The following is a 16,274-nucleotide window of genomic DNA, read 5'->3' as shown; positions in this document are numbered from 1 at the left end:
TAATGATTTTTTGTGAAGAAGAAATGGATATTTCTTTTCTTAAAAAAATAGCCCAGAAAATGAGCGATCAAAATGTAGAGCTTGTTTTAGTAGATGAAAGAGTTATGCGTGAGATTAATTTTAGTCAAAGAGGTATAGATAAAACTACAGATGTGTTATCTTTTCCTTTGATGCAAAATTGTGAAAATTTACTTGGCAGTATTGTGATAAATTTAGATGAAGTAAGTAAAAAAGCAATGGAGTATAAACACAGTAATGAAGAAGAGATGGCATTGCTTTTTATACATGCTATGCTTCATTTACAAGGATATGATCATGAGGTAGATCAAGGACAAATGAGACAAAAAGAACAAGAATGGATTGAATATTTTAAACTACCAAAAAGCCTGATAGTAAGAGTGCAAGAGGAGTAAATATTTAAAAAATTTTAGCTTATATATGTGAGTTATATACCTATAATGAAAATACATTTATACTAAATATTTTAGGAAAAATTTGATATTTGTTTATCTAATTTGATAAAGAGTAGTACTAATTATGATTTTGTCCAAACAAAATAAAAGCAATATTTAAGGTGAGAAAATCAATACGGAGCCTATGATAAAGCTCCTTATTCTACCGGAGCAATTGAAATTTTTATAAGTTTTGACAAGGGTTAAAGCCTTTTTTAGAAGAAAATTTAAAACTTGCTTATTTAATCTTAAACAATTTTAATCGTCAAATTTTTGTCTTAAAATAGTCCCATTATCATCAATATAAAGTTTCATTTGATTATTAAGTTCTATTTTGTAATATGAAATTTTTCTTTCTATTTCAATAATCGCTGCATTTGGATAGGTATTTTTAATGGTATTTTGTATTGCTAAAGGTAAAATAGCATAATTTAAAGATCTGAAATTTTCAGCTTCTTTAAATTCTCCATTGAGTGAAAACTCAATTTCACTTCCATCACTTAAGTAAATTTCGTAAGAATATCCATCTTGTTCTACTAGACCAATCTCTGCATTAAAGTAATCTTTAATAAATTGTTTGATATTTACCGGCAAAGAATCAGGTGCTATGACTATACCAGCATTAAGAGTATTTAAACTAATCAAAAAAGCTAAAGCTAGTTTTTTCATTTTTAACCTTATTATATTTTTGACGATATTGTATCTTATTAATGTGAATTTTATGTGTAAGCTAGAATTTAAATAGCTTTTTGTTATAATTATTAAAAATACAAAGTAGGGCAATGGTAGCTTCATTTTTAATCGCTTTTAATGTTATTGTATTTATTTTTGTAAATTATCTTTATTTTGGTTCTTTAAATTTAGATACTATTTTGGGTTTAAATTTATTTTTTTTTCAAGGATTTTATTGGCAAATTTTAAGCTCAATATTTATGCATGGAAATTGGCCTCATTTGATTTTAAATATGATAGTGCTTTTTCAATTTGGCTCTATGCTTGAAAAATACTTAAAAAGTTTTAAATTTGCTCTGCTTTATTTAATCGGTGGAATTCTTTGCTCTTTGCTTAGTGCTTTTTATGTGTATTTAAGTTTTGATGGCAGTTTTGTAAATGTAGTGGGTGCAAGTGGTGCTATATGTGTTTTAATGGGGTATTATGCATATTTGGATAAAACCGCCACCAAAGGACTTATCGTGGCTATTTTATTAATGAGTTTTGTGCCTATTTTTATGGGTGTTAATATAGCTTGGTATGCACATATTTTTGGCTTTATATGTGGATATGCTTTGGGTAAATTTAAGGTTATAAGATGAAATATATCTATTTTATTCGTCATGCTAAAGCTCAAAAAGAAAATTACGATCAAGATTTACAACGAGAACTTAGTTCTAGTGGAAAAGATGATTTAAAAACTATGATTTATAGGATTAAGGATTTAGAATTTAAAGCCCAAAGCATTATCTCAAGTCCTGCTAAGCGTTGTATAAAAACAGCACAAAAACTCTGTAAAAGCTTTTCTTTAAAAGAAAAAGATATCAAGATAGAAAAAAGCTTTTATGATGGTAATTTAAAGGATGTGTTAAATTTTATAAAAGAATCAAAAGAGAGTAGGGTAGTGCTAATTATGCACAATCCTTTATTGCAAGAACTTTGTGAGTATCTAGCTCATATAGATTTAGAAAACTTTCCAACTTCTGCTATTTTATGTATGCAATTTGATATAAAAGAATTTAAAGATATAAAAGAACACAGCGGGGAAGTTGTATTTTTTGATTATCCTAAAAGTCAAGAAAATAACTAATCTACATTTTTAAACTTCAAATTTATTTAAGCAAAAATATAAACTAAAATTTAGTCGAAATGAAAAATATACATCTTTAGTCTTTTATAGCTGCATAAAATAACTTATAATATTTTTCAAAAAATTATACTTATTTTTTTATGGATAAATTATTTTCATCCAAAAAATAAAATGCTTTAAAATACTATATTATAGGTATTTTTAAATATATTTTACTTATGTATAAACAGATAAATATAAAAGTTTGAAAATTATAGTTTTCAATACAAAATATATATAATTTCAATATTTTACTATTTATCATATAATTTTACATATATATTAAGTTTAAGTTAAAATATTTTTATAGACTAAAAAAGTTAAAATGATGAGTAAAAAAAAGAAATTAATACAAAAGTTTAACTTGTGTGGAGTTTTTGATTTTATTTGGATTTTTGAATTAATCTTGAAAGTTGTTTTGCTAAAAGTTTAGCACTATTTTCATTTTTGCTAAGTTTTTTCATATTTTCTCTAAATTCGTAAAGTCTTTTTTCTTGTGCAAAGTCATTATTTAAAGTATTATCTTGTTTTGAAATATTGTTTTGTTTTACTTGCTTTTGCGCGGTTTTTTTCTTAAAAAACATATCATCACCCTATTTTGTTTTTATAATTATAGCTTGATATTTTTTAAGTAAGATTTTTTTATAATTTTTATATTAATTTTAAAAGGAAAAAAATTGAAAACCATAGGTTTAATAGGCGGAATGAGTTATGAAAGCACACTTAGCTATTATGAAATAATCAATAAATTTACAAATGAAAAATTAGGAAAATTACATAGTGCTAAGATAGTTTTAACTAGTGTTGATTTTGAAGAAATAGAAGAATGCCAACGAAAGAATGATTGGCAAAAAGCAAGTGAAATTTTAACCCAACATGCCCTACTTTTGCAAAAAAGTGGAGTTGATTTTATATTAATTTGCACTAATACTATGCATAAATGTTATGAAAATATACAAAAAAACATTCAAATTCCTATCTTACATATAGCTAAAGCTATGCTTTTAGAACTTCAAGAGCAAAATATCGATAAAGTATTGTTATTGGGGACAAAATACACTATGCAAGAAGATTTTTATAAACAACTTTTAATTAACTCAAAGATTGAAGTTTTTATTCCCAAAAATGATGATATTTTAAAGCTTAATGACATTATTTTTAATGAACTTTGCAAAGGTATTATAAATGAAAAATCAAAAAGATATTTATGTGATTTGATTGCTCAATTTTCGGAGGTTCAAGGAGTGATTTTGGGTTGTACTGAACTTGGTTTGATTATAAAAGAAAACTCTAAAAAGCTATTTGATAGTGCATATATTCATGCAAAAATGGCTACTTTGAAAGCTTTGGAGAATGAGTGATGAAATATCCTCTAGATTGTGAAGAAAATTTTGAAAAGTCATTTTTATTTTGGCTTTGTAGATATGTGAAATTTAAACTTAATTCTTTATCAAATAAAGAATTAAAAGACCCCCAAGCCTTGGCTGTAGTAAATTTAGCCTTAAGTAAGGGTGTTAAAAATATACAAGAGCTTGATGCTTATGTAAAAAAAGCAAGAAATGCAGGACTTAGCGGTGTAAATACATATTTTAATCCTTTGAAAAAACTTTATGAGTATTTGTTATTTTATAAGCTTTATTCACTAAAACAAATCGATGAAGAGCTTTTAGTAGAAATTTTAGCAAGTATTAGTGCTTCTTTGTCTGATGCGAGTAAGAAAAACTACCGTATAGCTGTGATTAATTTTTTTGCATTTTTAGATAAACAAAATGAAGAAGAAAATAAAGCTCATATTTTTGATATCAACCTTAAAAACTGGGCGGGTATAAGTGGTTCTAAGGGAGTTAAGCTACCTGAGTATATGAGTGAAGATGAAGTGAGTAAATTTTTAGATGCTATTGATAATACAGATTTTAAAAGTAATACCATACGCAATCGTTTGATTATTAAAATTATCATTTTTACAGGAATTAGGGTTAGTGAAGCTATTAATATAAAATTAAAAGATATTAGTGAAGAAAATGATCTTTATATTATACGCATTAGAGCTAAAGGTAATAAATACCGCGTTGTGATGATTAAAAAAGAGCTTATAGAACATCTTTTAAAAGATGTAAGGGTAAATTATCTTTCTTATGATGGACTTTTATTTGTCAATCGCAATGGTAAAGCCCTAACCCAAGCTTATGTTTCGCGTATAGTAGAACAAATTTTATTTAAAGCAGGAATTCGCAAGCAAAAAAACGGAGCTCATATGCTAAGACACACTTTTGCTACCCTACTTTATAAAAAACAAAAAGATTTAGTTTTAGTCCAAGAAGCACTAGGGCATGCGAGTTTAAATACTTCAAGAATTTATACGCACTTTGATAATGAAAAGCTAAAATTAGCTGCAGAGGTAGCCAAAAAACTTCACGATAGAACCTAGATAATTTTATCTAGTATTTTTTAATCACTTATTCTTAGTGTTTTTTGGCATTTAAAAACACACTAAGAATGATCAAAGCAAAAGCAAAAAGATCAATCACGCTATAAATAGTTCCTAAAAATAAAAAACTCATAAAAGCAGCAGCCACAGGTTCTATACAAGCTATCATACTAGCTTTAAAAGCTCCTATTAATTCAACTCCTTTTAAATATAAACAAAAAGCCCCTATTGTACCTATAAATACAATCGCGCTCATAGCCAAAAAGGAATTTAAAGATAAATCATGTTTTGGGATATTTCCTTGTAATAATACAAAAAGCAAAAAAGAAGCAAATAAACTAGCCAAACCCATGATTAAAAATAAGCCATATTTTGCTATGATAAGTCTAGCACTCAAAGAATAAAATGCCACTCCAAGAGCTCCAAAAAAAGCCCAAATAACACCTCTTATATCAAGTTTTAATGCATTAATATCCCCATTTGTTATAAGTAAAAATAAGGCAAAAAGTATTAAAAACAAAGCGATTAGCTCTATTTTTTTAGGTAAAATTTTATTTTTAAAACACATAAAAAGCATTATGATTAATGGTGCGTTGTATTGTATCATCGTAGCAGTTCCTGCATCGGTATAATAAATGGCTTTAAAATAACCATATTGAGTTATCAATAAACCAAAGATAGAAAAAATTAAAAGAGAGCTAAGTTCTTGTTTTTGGTTTAGTAATTTTAATTTGAAATTTTTTGCACTCAAAATTATTAAAATAACACCAGTAAAAAGCAAACGATAAAAACTTACCCATTCAGCAGAATAATGATTTTTAAACAAATATTCAGCCAAAACTCCACTTACAGCCCAAAATATCCCACCAAGTATGACTAGAAAAACTCCCAAAAATACCTTTAATCTTATTAATTTATATAATATTTGTAGTAAAATATTATTATATCATTAAATGTATGTATTTTAAGGAAAATTAATGACTTATTTAGAGATTGATGGTGTTGAAAAATTAAACGGAGAAGTGATAATAAGTGGTGCAAAAAATGCAGCACTTCCTTTGATAGCTTCAAGTATTTTAGCTAAAAATGAAGTTCAAATTTCAAATTTACCAAATGTAGCAGATATTTGCACCCTACTTTCTTTGCTTGAAAATTTAGGAGCAAATTATACTTTTAAAGACAATTTTGCAAAAATAAATACAAAGCATTTAAATAAAACCATAGCAAAATATGACATCGTGCGTAAAATGCGTGCTTCTATACTTACCTTAGGGCCTTTACTAGCTAGATTTGGAAATTGTGAAGTTTCTTTACCGGGAGGTTGTGCTATAGGCCAACGCCCTATTGATTTACACCTTTTAGCTTTAGAAAAAATGGGGGCTAATATTGAGATCAAGCAAGGTTATGTGGTAGCTAGTGGAGGGCTTAGGGGTGCTGATGTGATGTTTGATAAAATCACTGTTACAGGTAGTGAAAATATCATCATGTCAGCAGCCCTAGCTCATGGTAAAACTAGACTTTTAAATGTTGCTAAAGAGCCTGAAGTGGTGCAACTTTGTGAGGTTTTAGCTAGGGCTGGGCTTGATATACAAGGCATAGGATCTTCTGAGCTTGAAATTTATGGCACAAGTGGAGAACTTTTAGAATTTAAACCTTTTGAAATCATTCCTGATCGTATTGAAGCAGGAACTTATTTGTGTGCAGGAGCTATCACTAACTCAAAAATCACTCTAAAAAAAGTCAATGCAAGCCATCTTAGTGCAGTTTTAGCAAAGCTAGAGCAAATGGGTTTTAGCTTTGATATTAATGAAGATAGTATTAGTATAAATCCTGCTAAAGAAATCAAACCAGTTGAAATTTTAACTAGCGAATATCCAGGTTTTCCAACGGATATGCAAGCACAATTTATGGCTTTAGCTTTAAAAGCAAATGGTGCAAGTATTATTGATGAGAGATTATTTGAAAATCGTTTTATGCATGTAAGTGAGCTTTTAAGAATGGGAGCTGATATAAGATTAAACGGGCATATTGCTACTATAAATGGTACTAAAGAGCTTTTGGGGGCTGATGTTATGGCTACTGATTTGCGTGCGTCTTCTGCTTTGATTTTAGCAGCTTTAGCAGCTAAAGGCACAAGCAAAATTCATAGAATTTATCATCTTGATAGAGGATATGAAAATTTAGAAGAAAAATTTAAAAAACTAGGCGCAAGTATAAGAAGGCTTGAAGAATGAGAGATATTTTTGCAACTTTAGATTTTTTAAAAGAACAAATCAAAGCAAAAAATGAATTTCAAAGAGTAAATTTAACACAGGCTTTGGGGTGTATTTTATATGAAGATGTTTTTGTGAAAAAAAACCTACCCGCTTTTGATAATTCTGCCCTAGATGGCTATGCGCTAAATTATACACATAAGAATGAATTGCTAAAAATAAAAGGAAGTATTTTAGCAGGCGATAAAAATGATTATATTATAGAAAAAAATGAATGCTATAAAATCATGACAGGAGCTAAAATTCCTCAAAATGCAAATACCATTTTAATGTTTGAAGAAGCTTTGCTTGAAGATGAAAAGCTCAATGCTAAAAATGCTAAAGAAAACAATGCCATCCGTTTTAAAGGCGAGGAAGCAAAGCTTGGAGAGCTTTTGTTTAAAAAGGGGCAAAAAATCACCTCAGGTATGGTAGCTATGCTTGCTGCTCAAGGAATTTATGAGTTAAATGTCGTTAAAAAATTGCGTATTGGGATTTTTTCAAGTGGAGATGAGCTTGTAGAACCTTGGGAAAATGCTGATGAATACAGCATATATAACGCAAATGCTTTTGGTATTTATGCTATTTTGCAAGATTATGCTGATGTTGAGTATTTAGGACTTATAAAAGATGATTTAAATGCATATAAAAAGCTTTTAGAAAATAAAGAATTTGATATGCTTATAAGCAGTGGTGGAGCTAGCGTGGGTGAGGCTGATTTTATCAAACAAGCTTTACTTGAGTGTGATTTTAGCTCTATTTTTGAAAAAGTAAATGCTAAACTTTGCAAGCATGTAAAACTTTTTAGCAAAAGCGATGTGCTTTTTCTAGCCCTACCAGGAAATCCTTTAGCCTCTTTAGTTTCAACGCATATTTTTGCAAAAAATATACTCAATTTGCTTTATGGTAAAGATTTTTTGGAATTTGATAAAGCAAGATTGACTAAAGATTTAAATTTCAAAGGTCAAAGAAATGATTTTGCTTTTGGAAAATTAGTCGATGGATATTTTAAACCAAGTGAAGCTAAATTTGGCTCAGGTATGCTAAAACCTTTATGTGAAAACACGCATATTTTAATCACGCAAATTGATGATACAAAATTAGTAAAAGATCAAGAAGTTAAAGTTTTAAAAATTTAATAGGGTATTGCACTACCCTATTTTGAATGATTAACTTCTTGCTTTATCTAAAGTTTTAAAAAGATTGTTTAAGATATTTTCTTCATTTTTTTGGTATTTGCTTTGGCGTAATTTCTCCCAAGCATATACGCTATAATCTTTAGAAATCGAACCTATATTTAAATCTGTATTACTAAAAGCATTGTTGCTATCTTTTTTATACTCTTTTTCCTCTTTGTCTTTAAGTGCATTAAGTGTAGCTTGAAATTCATCTGAAGATGTGTTTTTTTCTTTGATTTTTGTCATATTGTTTAGGGCTAGCGGACTATTTTTATCATTTACTTGCATGAGTTGCTCCTTTTAAAATTTAATAACTACAAGCAAAAAACATTCCTTAATTTTAAAAACTTGACAATAAAATAAAGTTTTGATAAAATCATACTCTACTTTCAAAATGCGGGAATAGCTCAGGGGTAGAGCACAACCTTGCCAAGGTTGGGGTCGCGAGTTCGAATCTCGTTTCCCGCTCCACTTCTTTTAACTAAAATCAAACTTTTTTGATGTATTATATAATTAATATATTTTATATAAGAGGTTGCTGTATTGTTTTTTAAACAAATCATTCTAGTTTTATTTTTCTATACTTTAAGTTTTGCTTCGAATTTTGATGAAGTAAAATTAGCTTTGATTAAAGAATTTAAAATAAATTATCCGCAGTTAGAAATCATTTCTTTAGATCTTAACACTCAATCAAGTTTGCCTGCTGATTTTAATCAATATATTTTTTTAAAGCTAGGTAATCATAATTTTGATAGAGCCGATGGCTTTATAAAGGCTGAATTTAAAACTCCAGAGCAGTTTAAAAAAAATATATTTTTTAAGTATTTTTTAAAGGCAAAATTAGAAGTTTTGCAAACTACGCGTCCTATTTCGCGTAATGAAAATTTAAGTCCTGCTAGTTTTAAAATTTTAAAAATTCCTTTTGATAAAGCCCCTCAAGGTGTATTAAAAAAAGATGAAATCGTAAATTTAATAGCCAAAAGCAATATAAGAGAAAATATGATTTTAAAATATAATATGTTTAAAACCAAAACCCTTATACAAAGAAATGATTCTGTTTATGGTATTATTAAAGATGGGGATTTAAGCATGATGATAGAATTAAAAGCCTTGCAAAGTGGGAATTTAAACCAAAGAATTCGCCTTAAAAATAAAGATGGAAAAGTCGTGCATGGTAAAGTTATTAGTAAAAATTATGTGGAGCTAAAATGAGAAAAATTTTAGTAGGTATTAGCGGAGCTAGTTCTTGCGAGCTTGGCTTTTTATTGTTAAAACATTTAAAAGAAAAAGGACAAATTTATGCTATTGTGAGTAAAAATGCAAAAATAAGCTTTATAAAAGAAAATTCCCTTTTGCAAAATATAGACTTTTTGCAACACATAAAAGATAAATTTGAGCTTGAACATGTAAATTTTTTAGATAATGAAGACATTAGTCAATGCGTAGCAAGCGGATCTTTTGGCATAGAAACGACTTTTATCACACCTTGCTCGATTAACACTTTAGCAAAAATTGCTTGCGGTATAAATGATACTTTACTTACAAGAGCTGCAGGAGTGGCTTTAAAAGAACGCAAAAAGCTCATACTTGGAGTAAGAGAAATGCCCTATTCTACTTTAAATTTAGAACAAATGGCTAAACTTTCTAGCTATGGAGTTATCATCGCTCCTCCTGTAATGGCAAGTTATGCTAAGATTGATAATTTGGAAAAATTATATGAATTTATCATAGGAAAATGGCTTGATTTAGCAAATATCGAGCATAATTTATACCAAAGGTGGCAGTGATGGCTAGTTGTGTGTATCCAGGAACATTTGATCCTATCACTAATGGACATTTAGATGTTATCATTAGAGCTAGCAAGATGTTTGAAGAGGTGGTAGTTGCTATAGCTAAAAGTGAAAGCAAAAAGCCTATGTTTAGTCTAGAGCATAGAGAAAAAATGGTAAAAATTGCTACAAAAGACTTAAAAAATGTTAAAATTACAACTTTTGATAACTTACTAGTAGATCTTGCTAAAAATTTGCAAATAAATATCATTATAAGAGGCTTAAGAGCGGTAAGTGATTTTGAGTATGAATTACAACTTGGCTATGCAAATCACATGCTTTGGGAAGATTTTGAAACTATATATCTTATGCCAAATTTAAAAAATTCTTTTATTTCAAGCTCCATAGTAAGATCAATTTGTGCCCATAATGGTGATGTGAGCAAGCTTGTGCCAAAAGAAATTATACCTTTATTAAAGGAGAGAGATTGTATATAGCTTTTGAAGGGGTTGATTGTGTGGGTAAAAGCACACAGATAGAACTTTTAAAAAAATATTTTCATAATGCATTTTTTACTAAAGAACCAGGTGGAAGTGAGCTTGGAGTGCATTTGAGAAAAATTTTATTAGAAAGCAAAATACATTTTTCTAAAAAGGCTGAGCTTTTGCTTTTTTTAGCAGATAGAGCAAATTTAATCGACATGCATTTAGCACAAAATAAAAACAAACTTATCATTTCAGATCGTAGTTTTATTTCTAATATGGCTTATGCAAGATGTGATTTTGATCAAAATATTTTATTTGAGTTAAATTCTTTCGCCACAGGTGGACTTTTTCCACAAAAGGTTGTGTTTTTGCATGGCTCTAAAGAGCTTATCGCACAAAGACTTTCTAAAAAAGATCTAGATAGTATTGAAAAAAGAGGGGTTGAATATTTTTTAAATATACAAAATGCCCTAGAAGAAACTTTAGAGTTTTTAAAAATTAAGATAGATATAAAAATTTTAAAATTAGATGCTTCTTTGAGTATTGAAATTTTACATGAAAAGATTAAGGAATTTATAGATGATTAATGCTTTAAAAGGAATGAAAGATTTACAAGATGATCAAGCTACTCTTTATGAAAAAGTGGTAAAAACTTGTGAAGAAGTAGCTAAAAACTATGGTTTTACTTTTATTAATTGTCCGCATTTAGAACTTACTAAGCTTTTTAAAAGAAGTGTTGGAGAAAGCTCTGATATAGTTGGCAAAGAAATGTATGAATTTGTTGATAAAGCAGGCAATGAAGTGTGTTTAAGGCCTGAAGGGACAGCTGGGGTGGTAAGATCATACATAGAAGCTAAAATGGACAAGGCTCAAAGTGTTAAAAGATGGTTTTACCATGGCTCTATGTTTCGCTATGAAAGGCCACAAAAAGGAAGATTGCGTGAATTTCATCAATTTGGAGTAGAAAGCTTTGGTGTAGCAAGTGTGTATGAGGATGCGAGCATTATTTTAATGCTAAATGAAATTTTTAAACGCTTAGAAATTCATACAAGCTTGAAAATTAATTCTTTAGGCTGTAAAGAATGTATGGGTGTATATAAAGAAAAACTCATAGCTTTTTTAAATTCTAAAGAAGGTTTTTGCGAAGATTGCTTAAGGAGAAAAGACTTAAATCCTATTAGAGTGCTTGATTGCAAAAATGATCATTGTCAAAGTTTAATCGAAAATGCACCAAAGCTAAGTGAAAATTTATGTCCATGTTGTAAGAAAGATTATGAAAAATTGCAAAAACTTTTAAAAGAAAATGATGTTGAATTTGAATGTGATGAAAAATTAGTGCGTGGGCTTGATTATTATTCTAAAAGTGCATTTGAGTTTGTTAGCGATGAAATCGGTGCAAAAGCTGCTGTGGCAGGTGGTGGAAGATATGATAGATTGATTGAATATTTAGATGGTAAAAGTGGCTATGGTGTGGGTTTTGCTATGGGTATAGAAAGGATTATGGCTATTTTAGAGCAAAAACAAAGCGTAAAACCAAGAGAAGGAATTTATCTTTGTGCTATGGATGAAGCTTATATAGATACTATTTTTAAATTAGCAAATACTTTAAGAAAAAAACATAAGGTATATTTAAGCTATGAAGCAAAAAAACTTGCAAAGCATTTAAACCAAGCAGATAATGCTAATGCTAAAATCTTTTTGTGTATAGGTGAAGATGAAATGCAAAAAGAAGAGATTTTTTATAAAAATTTGGAAAATAAAGATACTAAAAATATAAAATTAGCAAATTTGGAGAATGAGTTATGATTGATTATGGTATTAATATTTGGGGTGCAAATAATTTTATCATTGAAAATGGCAAAGTATGTGTAAATCATGGTAAAAAACCTGCCATTATAGATATAGTAAATACTTTGCGCGATGATGGTTATAAGGGGCCATTGTTGCTTCGTTTTCCTCATTTAATCCATAAGCAAATTGAGCAAATTTATAATAAATTTGCTAAAGCAAAAAAAGAATTTAACTATAAAGGTTCTTTTAACGCTGTATATCCTTTAAAAGTTAATCAATATCCAGGTTTTGTAAAAAATTTAGTTAATCTAGGTAAAGAATACAACTATGGCTTAGAGGCAGGAAGCAAGGCCGAGCTTTTACTAGCTATGGCTTATAATAATGAAAGTGCTCCTATAACAGTTAATGGCTTTAAAGATAAAGAACTCATAAATATGGGCTTTATAGCGTGTGAAATGGGTCATAATATCACTTTAACTATGGAAGGACTTAATGAGCTTGAAGCAATGATTGAAATTGCTAAAAATCGTTTTAAGCCAAAGCCAAATATAGGCTTAAGGGTGCGTTTGCATTCAGCTGGAGTAGGAATTTGGGCAAAAAGTGGTGGTATAAATTCAAAATTTGGTTTAACATCCACTGAGCTTATTGAAGCGGTAAATCTTTTAAAAGCTAATAAACTTTTAGAGCAATTTACTATGATACATTTTCATTTAGGCTCACAAATTACTGAAATTCATCCTTTGAAAAAAGCTCTAAATGAAGCGGGTAATATCTATACCGAGCTTAGAAAAATGGGGGCAAAAAATTTAAAAGCTATTAATCTTGGTGGAGGTTTAGCGGTAGAATACTCTCAGTTTAAAAACGAAACAAGCAGAAATTACACCTTAAGTGAGTATGCAAACGATGTTGTGTTTATTTTAAAAGGTATTGCAGAACAAAAAAAAGATTTAGAGCCTGATATTTTTATAGAAAGTGGGCGTTTTGTAGCAGCTAATCATGCTGTTTTAGTAGCGCCTGTTTTAGAGCTTTTTTCTCAAGAATACACAGAAAGCAAGCTTTTATTAAAAGATAAAAACCCAAAACTTATTGATGAACTTTATGATTTGTATAAAAACATTAAAGCTTCTAATGCACTTGAGTATTTACATGATAGCATTGATCATATGGAGAGTATTTTAACCTTGTTTGATTTGGGTTATGTAGATTTACAAGATCGCTCAAATAGTGAAATTTTAGTACATTTGATTATGAGAAAAGCTATTTCTTTGGTGGGTGATCAAGCTGATTTATCGAGTTTGCAAAATGAAGTGCAAGAAAAATATTTAGTGAATTTTTCAGTATTTCAGTCTTTACCTGATTTTTGGGGTTTAGAGCAAAATTTCCCTATCATGCCACTTGATAGACTCAATAAAAAGCCAACTAGAAGTGCAAGTATATGGGATATAACTTGTGATAGCGATGGAGAAATTTCTTATTCTAAAGATAATCCTTTGTTTTTACATGATATTGATGTAGAAGCTGAAGATTATTTTTTAGGATTTTTCCTAGTGGGAGCTTATCAAGAAGTGCTTGGTATGAAGCATAATCTTTTTACACATCCAACCGAAGCTTGTATAAGTATTAATGAAAAGGGTTTTGAAGTAGAAAGCGTGCTAGAGGCTCAATCTATTTTAGATACCTTAGAAGATCTTGATTATGATGTGCATGCAATTATGGATAATATTAATGAAAAAATTTATGCTTCAAAACTTGTAAATGAAAATCAAAAAAAACATATTTTGGGTGAAATTTATTTATTTTTAAATGATAATGGATACTTAAAAAGTATAGGTTCTAAATGAGTATTTTTAAACTAATCAAAGAAGATTTTTCTATGCCAAAACAAAAAGATCCTGCATATAGATCTTGGATTGAATTAGTTTTTAACTATCCTGGTGTTTGGGCTGTGGTAAATTATCGTTTTGCGCATTTTTTTTATATCAAAAATTATAAACGCATAGCAAGAATGATTAGTGGAATTTCTCAGTTTTTAACAGGGGTTGATTTGCATCCTGGAGCTACGCTAGGTAGAAGGATATTTATAGATCATGCAATAGGTGTGGTAGTAGGTGAAACAGCTATAATTGGTAATGATGTGATTATCTATCAAGGAGTAACCTTAGGTGGTACAAGTTTAGATAAAAATACCAAAAGACATCCTACTATAGAAGATGGTGTGATCATAGGCTCTGGGGCTAAAATTTTAGGTAATATTACCATAGGTAAAAATGCAAAAATAGGTTCAAATGCAGTTGTATTAAAAGATGTTGAGCCAAATTTAACAGCTATTGGTATACCTGCTTATATTAAAGAATTTCAAATAAGCCAAAAAGAGAGAATTCAAAAACTAGAGGAAAGAATTAAATTTTTAGAAGAAAAACTAAATAAAGAGGACAAATGATAGCAATTACAGGTGGAGGCACGGGAGGGCATTTGGCTATAGCTAGATGTTTATTGCAAAGTGCAAGAAAACAAGGCATAGAATGTATTTACATAGGAAGTGAAAATGGCCAAGATAGACTTTGGTTTGAAAATGAAAATGGTTTTTATAAAAAATATTTTCTAAGCTCTCAAGGCGTTGTTAATAAAAAAGGCTTAGCTAAAGTTCAATCATTTTTACATATTTTAAAACTTGCAAGAAAAACAAAGCAAATTTTAAAAGAACATAATATTAAAGCAGTTTTTAGCGTGGGTGGATATAGCAGTGCTCCAGGCGCTTTTGGTGCTTTAATGGCAAATATCCCACTTTTAATCCATGAGCAAAATTCAAAAATAGGAAGTTTAAATTCACTTTTAAAGCCTTTTTCTAAAGCTTTTTTTACTGCTTTTGACGATCAGATTGATAAAGCAAATACTTTCTTTTGTCCTTATCCTATTAGCGAGATTTTTTCTCAAAAAGCAAGAGTGAGAAAAGAATTAAAAAATATTATTTTTCTTGGTGGCTCTCAAGGGGCTAAATTTATTAATGACCTTGCTTTAGAAAATGCTTTATACTTTAAAGAAAAAGGTATAAATATCATTCATCAATGCGGTAAGAATGATTATGAAAGATGTAAAAAAGCTTATGAGGATTTAAATGTCAAAGTAGAGCTTTTTGATTTTGATAAAAACATTATGGATAAAATTTCTAAAGCAGATTTAGCTATATCAAGATCAGGTGCAAGTAGTCTTTTTGAGCTTAGTGCAAATTTACTTCCTTGTATTTTTATTCCTTATCCATATGCGGCTAAAAATCATCAATATTTTAATGCTTTGTATTTAAAAGAGCGTAATTTATGTGAAATTTTAACCCAAGAAGAAAAACATCAATTTTTAAATTTAGTAGAAAATTTCTCATTAGAAGAAAAATCTATAGCCTTGCAAGGATTAAAAAGTGAAAATGGCGCAGATTTTATGATAGAAAAAGCAAAACAAATGAGGTTTATTTAAATAAAATACTCCCCAAACGCACCATATTTGAACCACATTTTATAGCTAGTTCAAAATCCCCACTCATACCCATAGAGCAAATTTTTGCCCCGTGTTTTTGTAAAATTTCATAGATTTTAAAAGTTTGCTCAAAGCTTTCTTGAACTTTTTCCTCATCCATAGAGCCTATACACATAATGCCTGTAAGGTTTAAATTTTTACACTCTTCTTGTATTTGTAAATACTCTTCTATGGCCTTATTTTGCTCTATGCCACTTTTAGAACTTTCATTGGCAGTATTGATTTCTAATAAAGTATCTAATTTATAATCAAGTCTTTTATCTACGGCTTTGGCGATTTTTAAGCCATTGCAAGATTGCCAAAGTAATGGGTTTTGTTTGATTAAAAGATTGATTTTGTTACTTTGAAGATTGCCTATAAAATGCCATTTGATTTCTAAATCTTGAAGTTTTTCTTTTTTTAAAGCTAAAGCTTGGACTTGATTTTCTCCAAACTCTATAACATCTTGCTTAAAAAGCTCTCGAATTTGTTCATTTTGAACATACTTGCTAGCTGCTACTAAACGCACATTTTGTTTTATGGTTTTTTCAAAAATACTTTCTAAATTCATC

At 29.1% G+C, this 16,274-nt stretch carries 20 protein-coding genes and 1 tRNA gene; 16 read left to right on the top strand and 5 right to left on the bottom strand.

The features are described from left to right. The first annotated feature begins 2 nt into the window (after positions 1-2). On the top strand, positions 3-413 hold the full coding sequence (gene ybeY / locus L8X28_RS05310; protein ID WP_263665732.1) for an rRNA maturation RNase YbeY: 411 nt from the start codon (positions 3-5) through the stop codon (positions 411-413). Positions 414-710: 297 nt separating this feature from the next. Here ybeY and L8X28_RS05305 read toward each other — a convergent pair whose 3' ends face one another. Next, positions 711-1,121, bottom strand: coding sequence for a PepSY-like domain-containing protein (locus L8X28_RS05305; protein ID WP_133318918.1), 411 nt, complete (start codon positions 1,119-1,121; stop codon positions 711-713). 113 nt (positions 1,122-1,234) lie between these two features. On the opposite strand from L8X28_RS05305, the gene L8X28_RS05300 reads away from it, so the two are divergent. Further along, the gene (locus L8X28_RS05300; protein WP_133318917.1) at positions 1,235-1,765 is read left to right on the top strand and encodes a rhomboid family intramembrane serine protease; all 531 of its coding nucleotides are present in this window, start codon (positions 1,235-1,237) and stop codon (positions 1,763-1,765) included. Then, positions 1,762-2,253 carry a SixA phosphatase family protein gene (locus tag L8X28_RS05295; protein ID WP_133318916.1) on the top strand — a complete coding sequence of 164 codons (492 nt, stop codon included), beginning with the start codon at positions 1,762-1,764 and terminating at the stop codon, positions 2,251-2,253. The genes L8X28_RS05300 and L8X28_RS05295 overlap by 4 nt, the downstream gene beginning before the upstream one ends. A gap of 422 nt (positions 2,254-2,675) precedes the next feature. Here the strand turns inward: L8X28_RS05295 and L8X28_RS05290 are convergent, their stop codons facing one another. Further along, positions 2,676-2,876, bottom strand: a complete 201-nt coding sequence (locus tag L8X28_RS05290) for a molybdenum cofactor biosynthesis protein (RefSeq protein WP_133318915.1) — start codon at positions 2,874-2,876, stop codon at positions 2,676-2,678. Positions 2,877-2,969: 93 nt separating this feature from the next. On the opposite strand from L8X28_RS05290, the gene L8X28_RS05285 reads away from it, so the two are divergent. Continuing rightward, on the top strand, positions 2,970-3,653 hold the full coding sequence (locus L8X28_RS05285) for an aspartate/glutamate racemase family protein (protein ID WP_263665731.1): 684 nt from the start codon (positions 2,970-2,972) through the stop codon (positions 3,651-3,653). Further along, the gene (locus L8X28_RS05280) at positions 3,653-4,720 is read left to right on the top strand and encodes a tyrosine-type recombinase/integrase (protein WP_263665730.1); all 1,068 of its coding nucleotides are present in this window, start codon (positions 3,653-3,655) and stop codon (positions 4,718-4,720) included. Before L8X28_RS05285 ends, L8X28_RS05280 begins: the two co-directional genes overlap by 1 nt. Before the next feature lie 34 nt (positions 4,721-4,754). Here the strand turns inward: L8X28_RS05280 and L8X28_RS05275 are convergent, their stop codons facing one another. Next, entirely contained in the window at positions 4,755-5,612 is an 858-nt protein-coding gene (locus L8X28_RS05275) for a DMT family transporter (protein ID WP_263665729.1), read from the bottom strand. 85 nt (positions 5,613-5,697) lie between these two features. On the opposite strand from L8X28_RS05275, the gene murA reads away from it, so the two are divergent. Continuing rightward, positions 5,698-6,954: a UDP-N-acetylglucosamine 1-carboxyvinyltransferase gene (gene murA / locus L8X28_RS05270; protein WP_263665728.1), complete on the top strand. Its 1,257-nt coding sequence runs from the start codon at positions 5,698-5,700 to the stop codon at positions 6,952-6,954. Beyond that, the gene (locus L8X28_RS05265; protein WP_263665727.1) at positions 6,951-8,111 is read left to right on the top strand and encodes a molybdopterin molybdotransferase MoeA; all 1,161 of its coding nucleotides are present in this window, start codon (positions 6,951-6,953) and stop codon (positions 8,109-8,111) included. Before murA ends, L8X28_RS05265 begins: the two co-directional genes overlap by 4 nt. Positions 8,112-8,141: 30 nt before the next feature. Here the strand turns inward: L8X28_RS05265 and L8X28_RS05260 are convergent, their stop codons facing one another. Further along, positions 8,142-8,438, bottom strand: coding sequence for an invasion antigen C (locus L8X28_RS05260; RefSeq protein ID WP_039668370.1), 297 nt, complete (start codon positions 8,436-8,438; stop codon positions 8,142-8,144). A gap of 108 nt (positions 8,439-8,546) precedes the next feature. On the opposite strand from L8X28_RS05260, the gene L8X28_RS05255 reads away from it, so the two are divergent. From L8X28_RS05255 to murG, 9 genes are all read left to right on the top strand, one after another. Next, positions 8,547-8,621, top strand: a tRNA-Gly gene (locus L8X28_RS05255). 72 nt (positions 8,622-8,693) lie between these two features. Then, positions 8,694-9,362 carry a flagellar basal body P-ring formation chaperone FlgA gene (gene flgA, locus L8X28_RS05250; protein WP_263665726.1) on the top strand — a complete coding sequence of 223 codons (669 nt, stop codon included), beginning with the start codon at positions 8,694-8,696 and terminating at the stop codon, positions 9,360-9,362. Beyond that, on the top strand, positions 9,359-9,937 hold the full coding sequence (locus L8X28_RS05245) for a UbiX family flavin prenyltransferase (protein WP_258107349.1): 579 nt from the start codon (positions 9,359-9,361) through the stop codon (positions 9,935-9,937). Before flgA ends, L8X28_RS05245 begins: the two co-directional genes overlap by 4 nt. Continuing rightward, complete coding sequence (coaD, locus tag L8X28_RS05240; RefSeq protein ID WP_133318979.1) at positions 9,937-10,416, top strand: pantetheine-phosphate adenylyltransferase; 480 nt, start codon at positions 9,937-9,939, stop codon at positions 10,414-10,416. Before L8X28_RS05245 ends, coaD begins: the two co-directional genes overlap by 1 nt. Beyond that, entirely contained in the window at positions 10,407-10,991 is a 585-nt protein-coding gene (gene tmk, locus L8X28_RS05235; protein WP_263664685.1) for a dTMP kinase, read from the top strand. Before coaD ends, tmk begins: the two co-directional genes overlap by 10 nt. Next, positions 10,984-12,210: a histidine--tRNA ligase gene (gene hisS, locus L8X28_RS05230; protein ID WP_263665725.1), complete on the top strand. Its 1,227-nt coding sequence runs from the start codon at positions 10,984-10,986 to the stop codon at positions 12,208-12,210. The genes tmk and hisS overlap by 8 nt, the downstream gene beginning before the upstream one ends. Continuing rightward, positions 12,207-14,036 (top strand): biosynthetic arginine decarboxylase, encoded by a 1,830-nt coding sequence (gene speA, locus L8X28_RS05225; protein ID WP_133318906.1) that lies wholly within the window; start codon positions 12,207-12,209, stop codon positions 14,034-14,036. The genes hisS and speA overlap by 4 nt, the downstream gene beginning before the upstream one ends. Then, complete coding sequence (gene cysE / locus L8X28_RS05220) at positions 14,033-14,635, top strand: serine O-acetyltransferase (RefSeq protein WP_263661350.1); 603 nt, start codon at positions 14,033-14,035, stop codon at positions 14,633-14,635. Before speA ends, cysE begins: the two co-directional genes overlap by 4 nt. Continuing rightward, positions 14,632-15,663 (top strand): undecaprenyldiphospho-muramoylpentapeptide beta-N-acetylglucosaminyltransferase, encoded by a 1,032-nt coding sequence (murG, locus tag L8X28_RS05215; RefSeq protein WP_263665724.1) that lies wholly within the window; start codon positions 14,632-14,634, stop codon positions 15,661-15,663. Before cysE ends, murG begins: the two co-directional genes overlap by 4 nt. Here murG and L8X28_RS05210 read toward each other — a convergent pair. Further along, positions 15,656-16,273 carry a YggS family pyridoxal phosphate-dependent enzyme gene (locus L8X28_RS05210; protein ID WP_263661352.1) on the bottom strand — a complete coding sequence of 206 codons (618 nt, stop codon included), beginning with the start codon at positions 16,271-16,273 and terminating at the stop codon, positions 15,656-15,658. The genes murG and L8X28_RS05210 overlap by 8 nt on opposite strands. Position 16,274: the final 1 nt, after the last annotated feature.

Origin of the sequence: Campylobacter sp. CNRCH_2016_0050h, from assembly GCF_025772605.1 — a bacterium.
GTDB lineage: Bacteria > Campylobacterota > Campylobacteria > Campylobacterales > Campylobacteraceae > Campylobacter_D > Campylobacter_D lari_D.
This window is presented reverse-complemented; position numbering and strand designations above follow the sequence as displayed.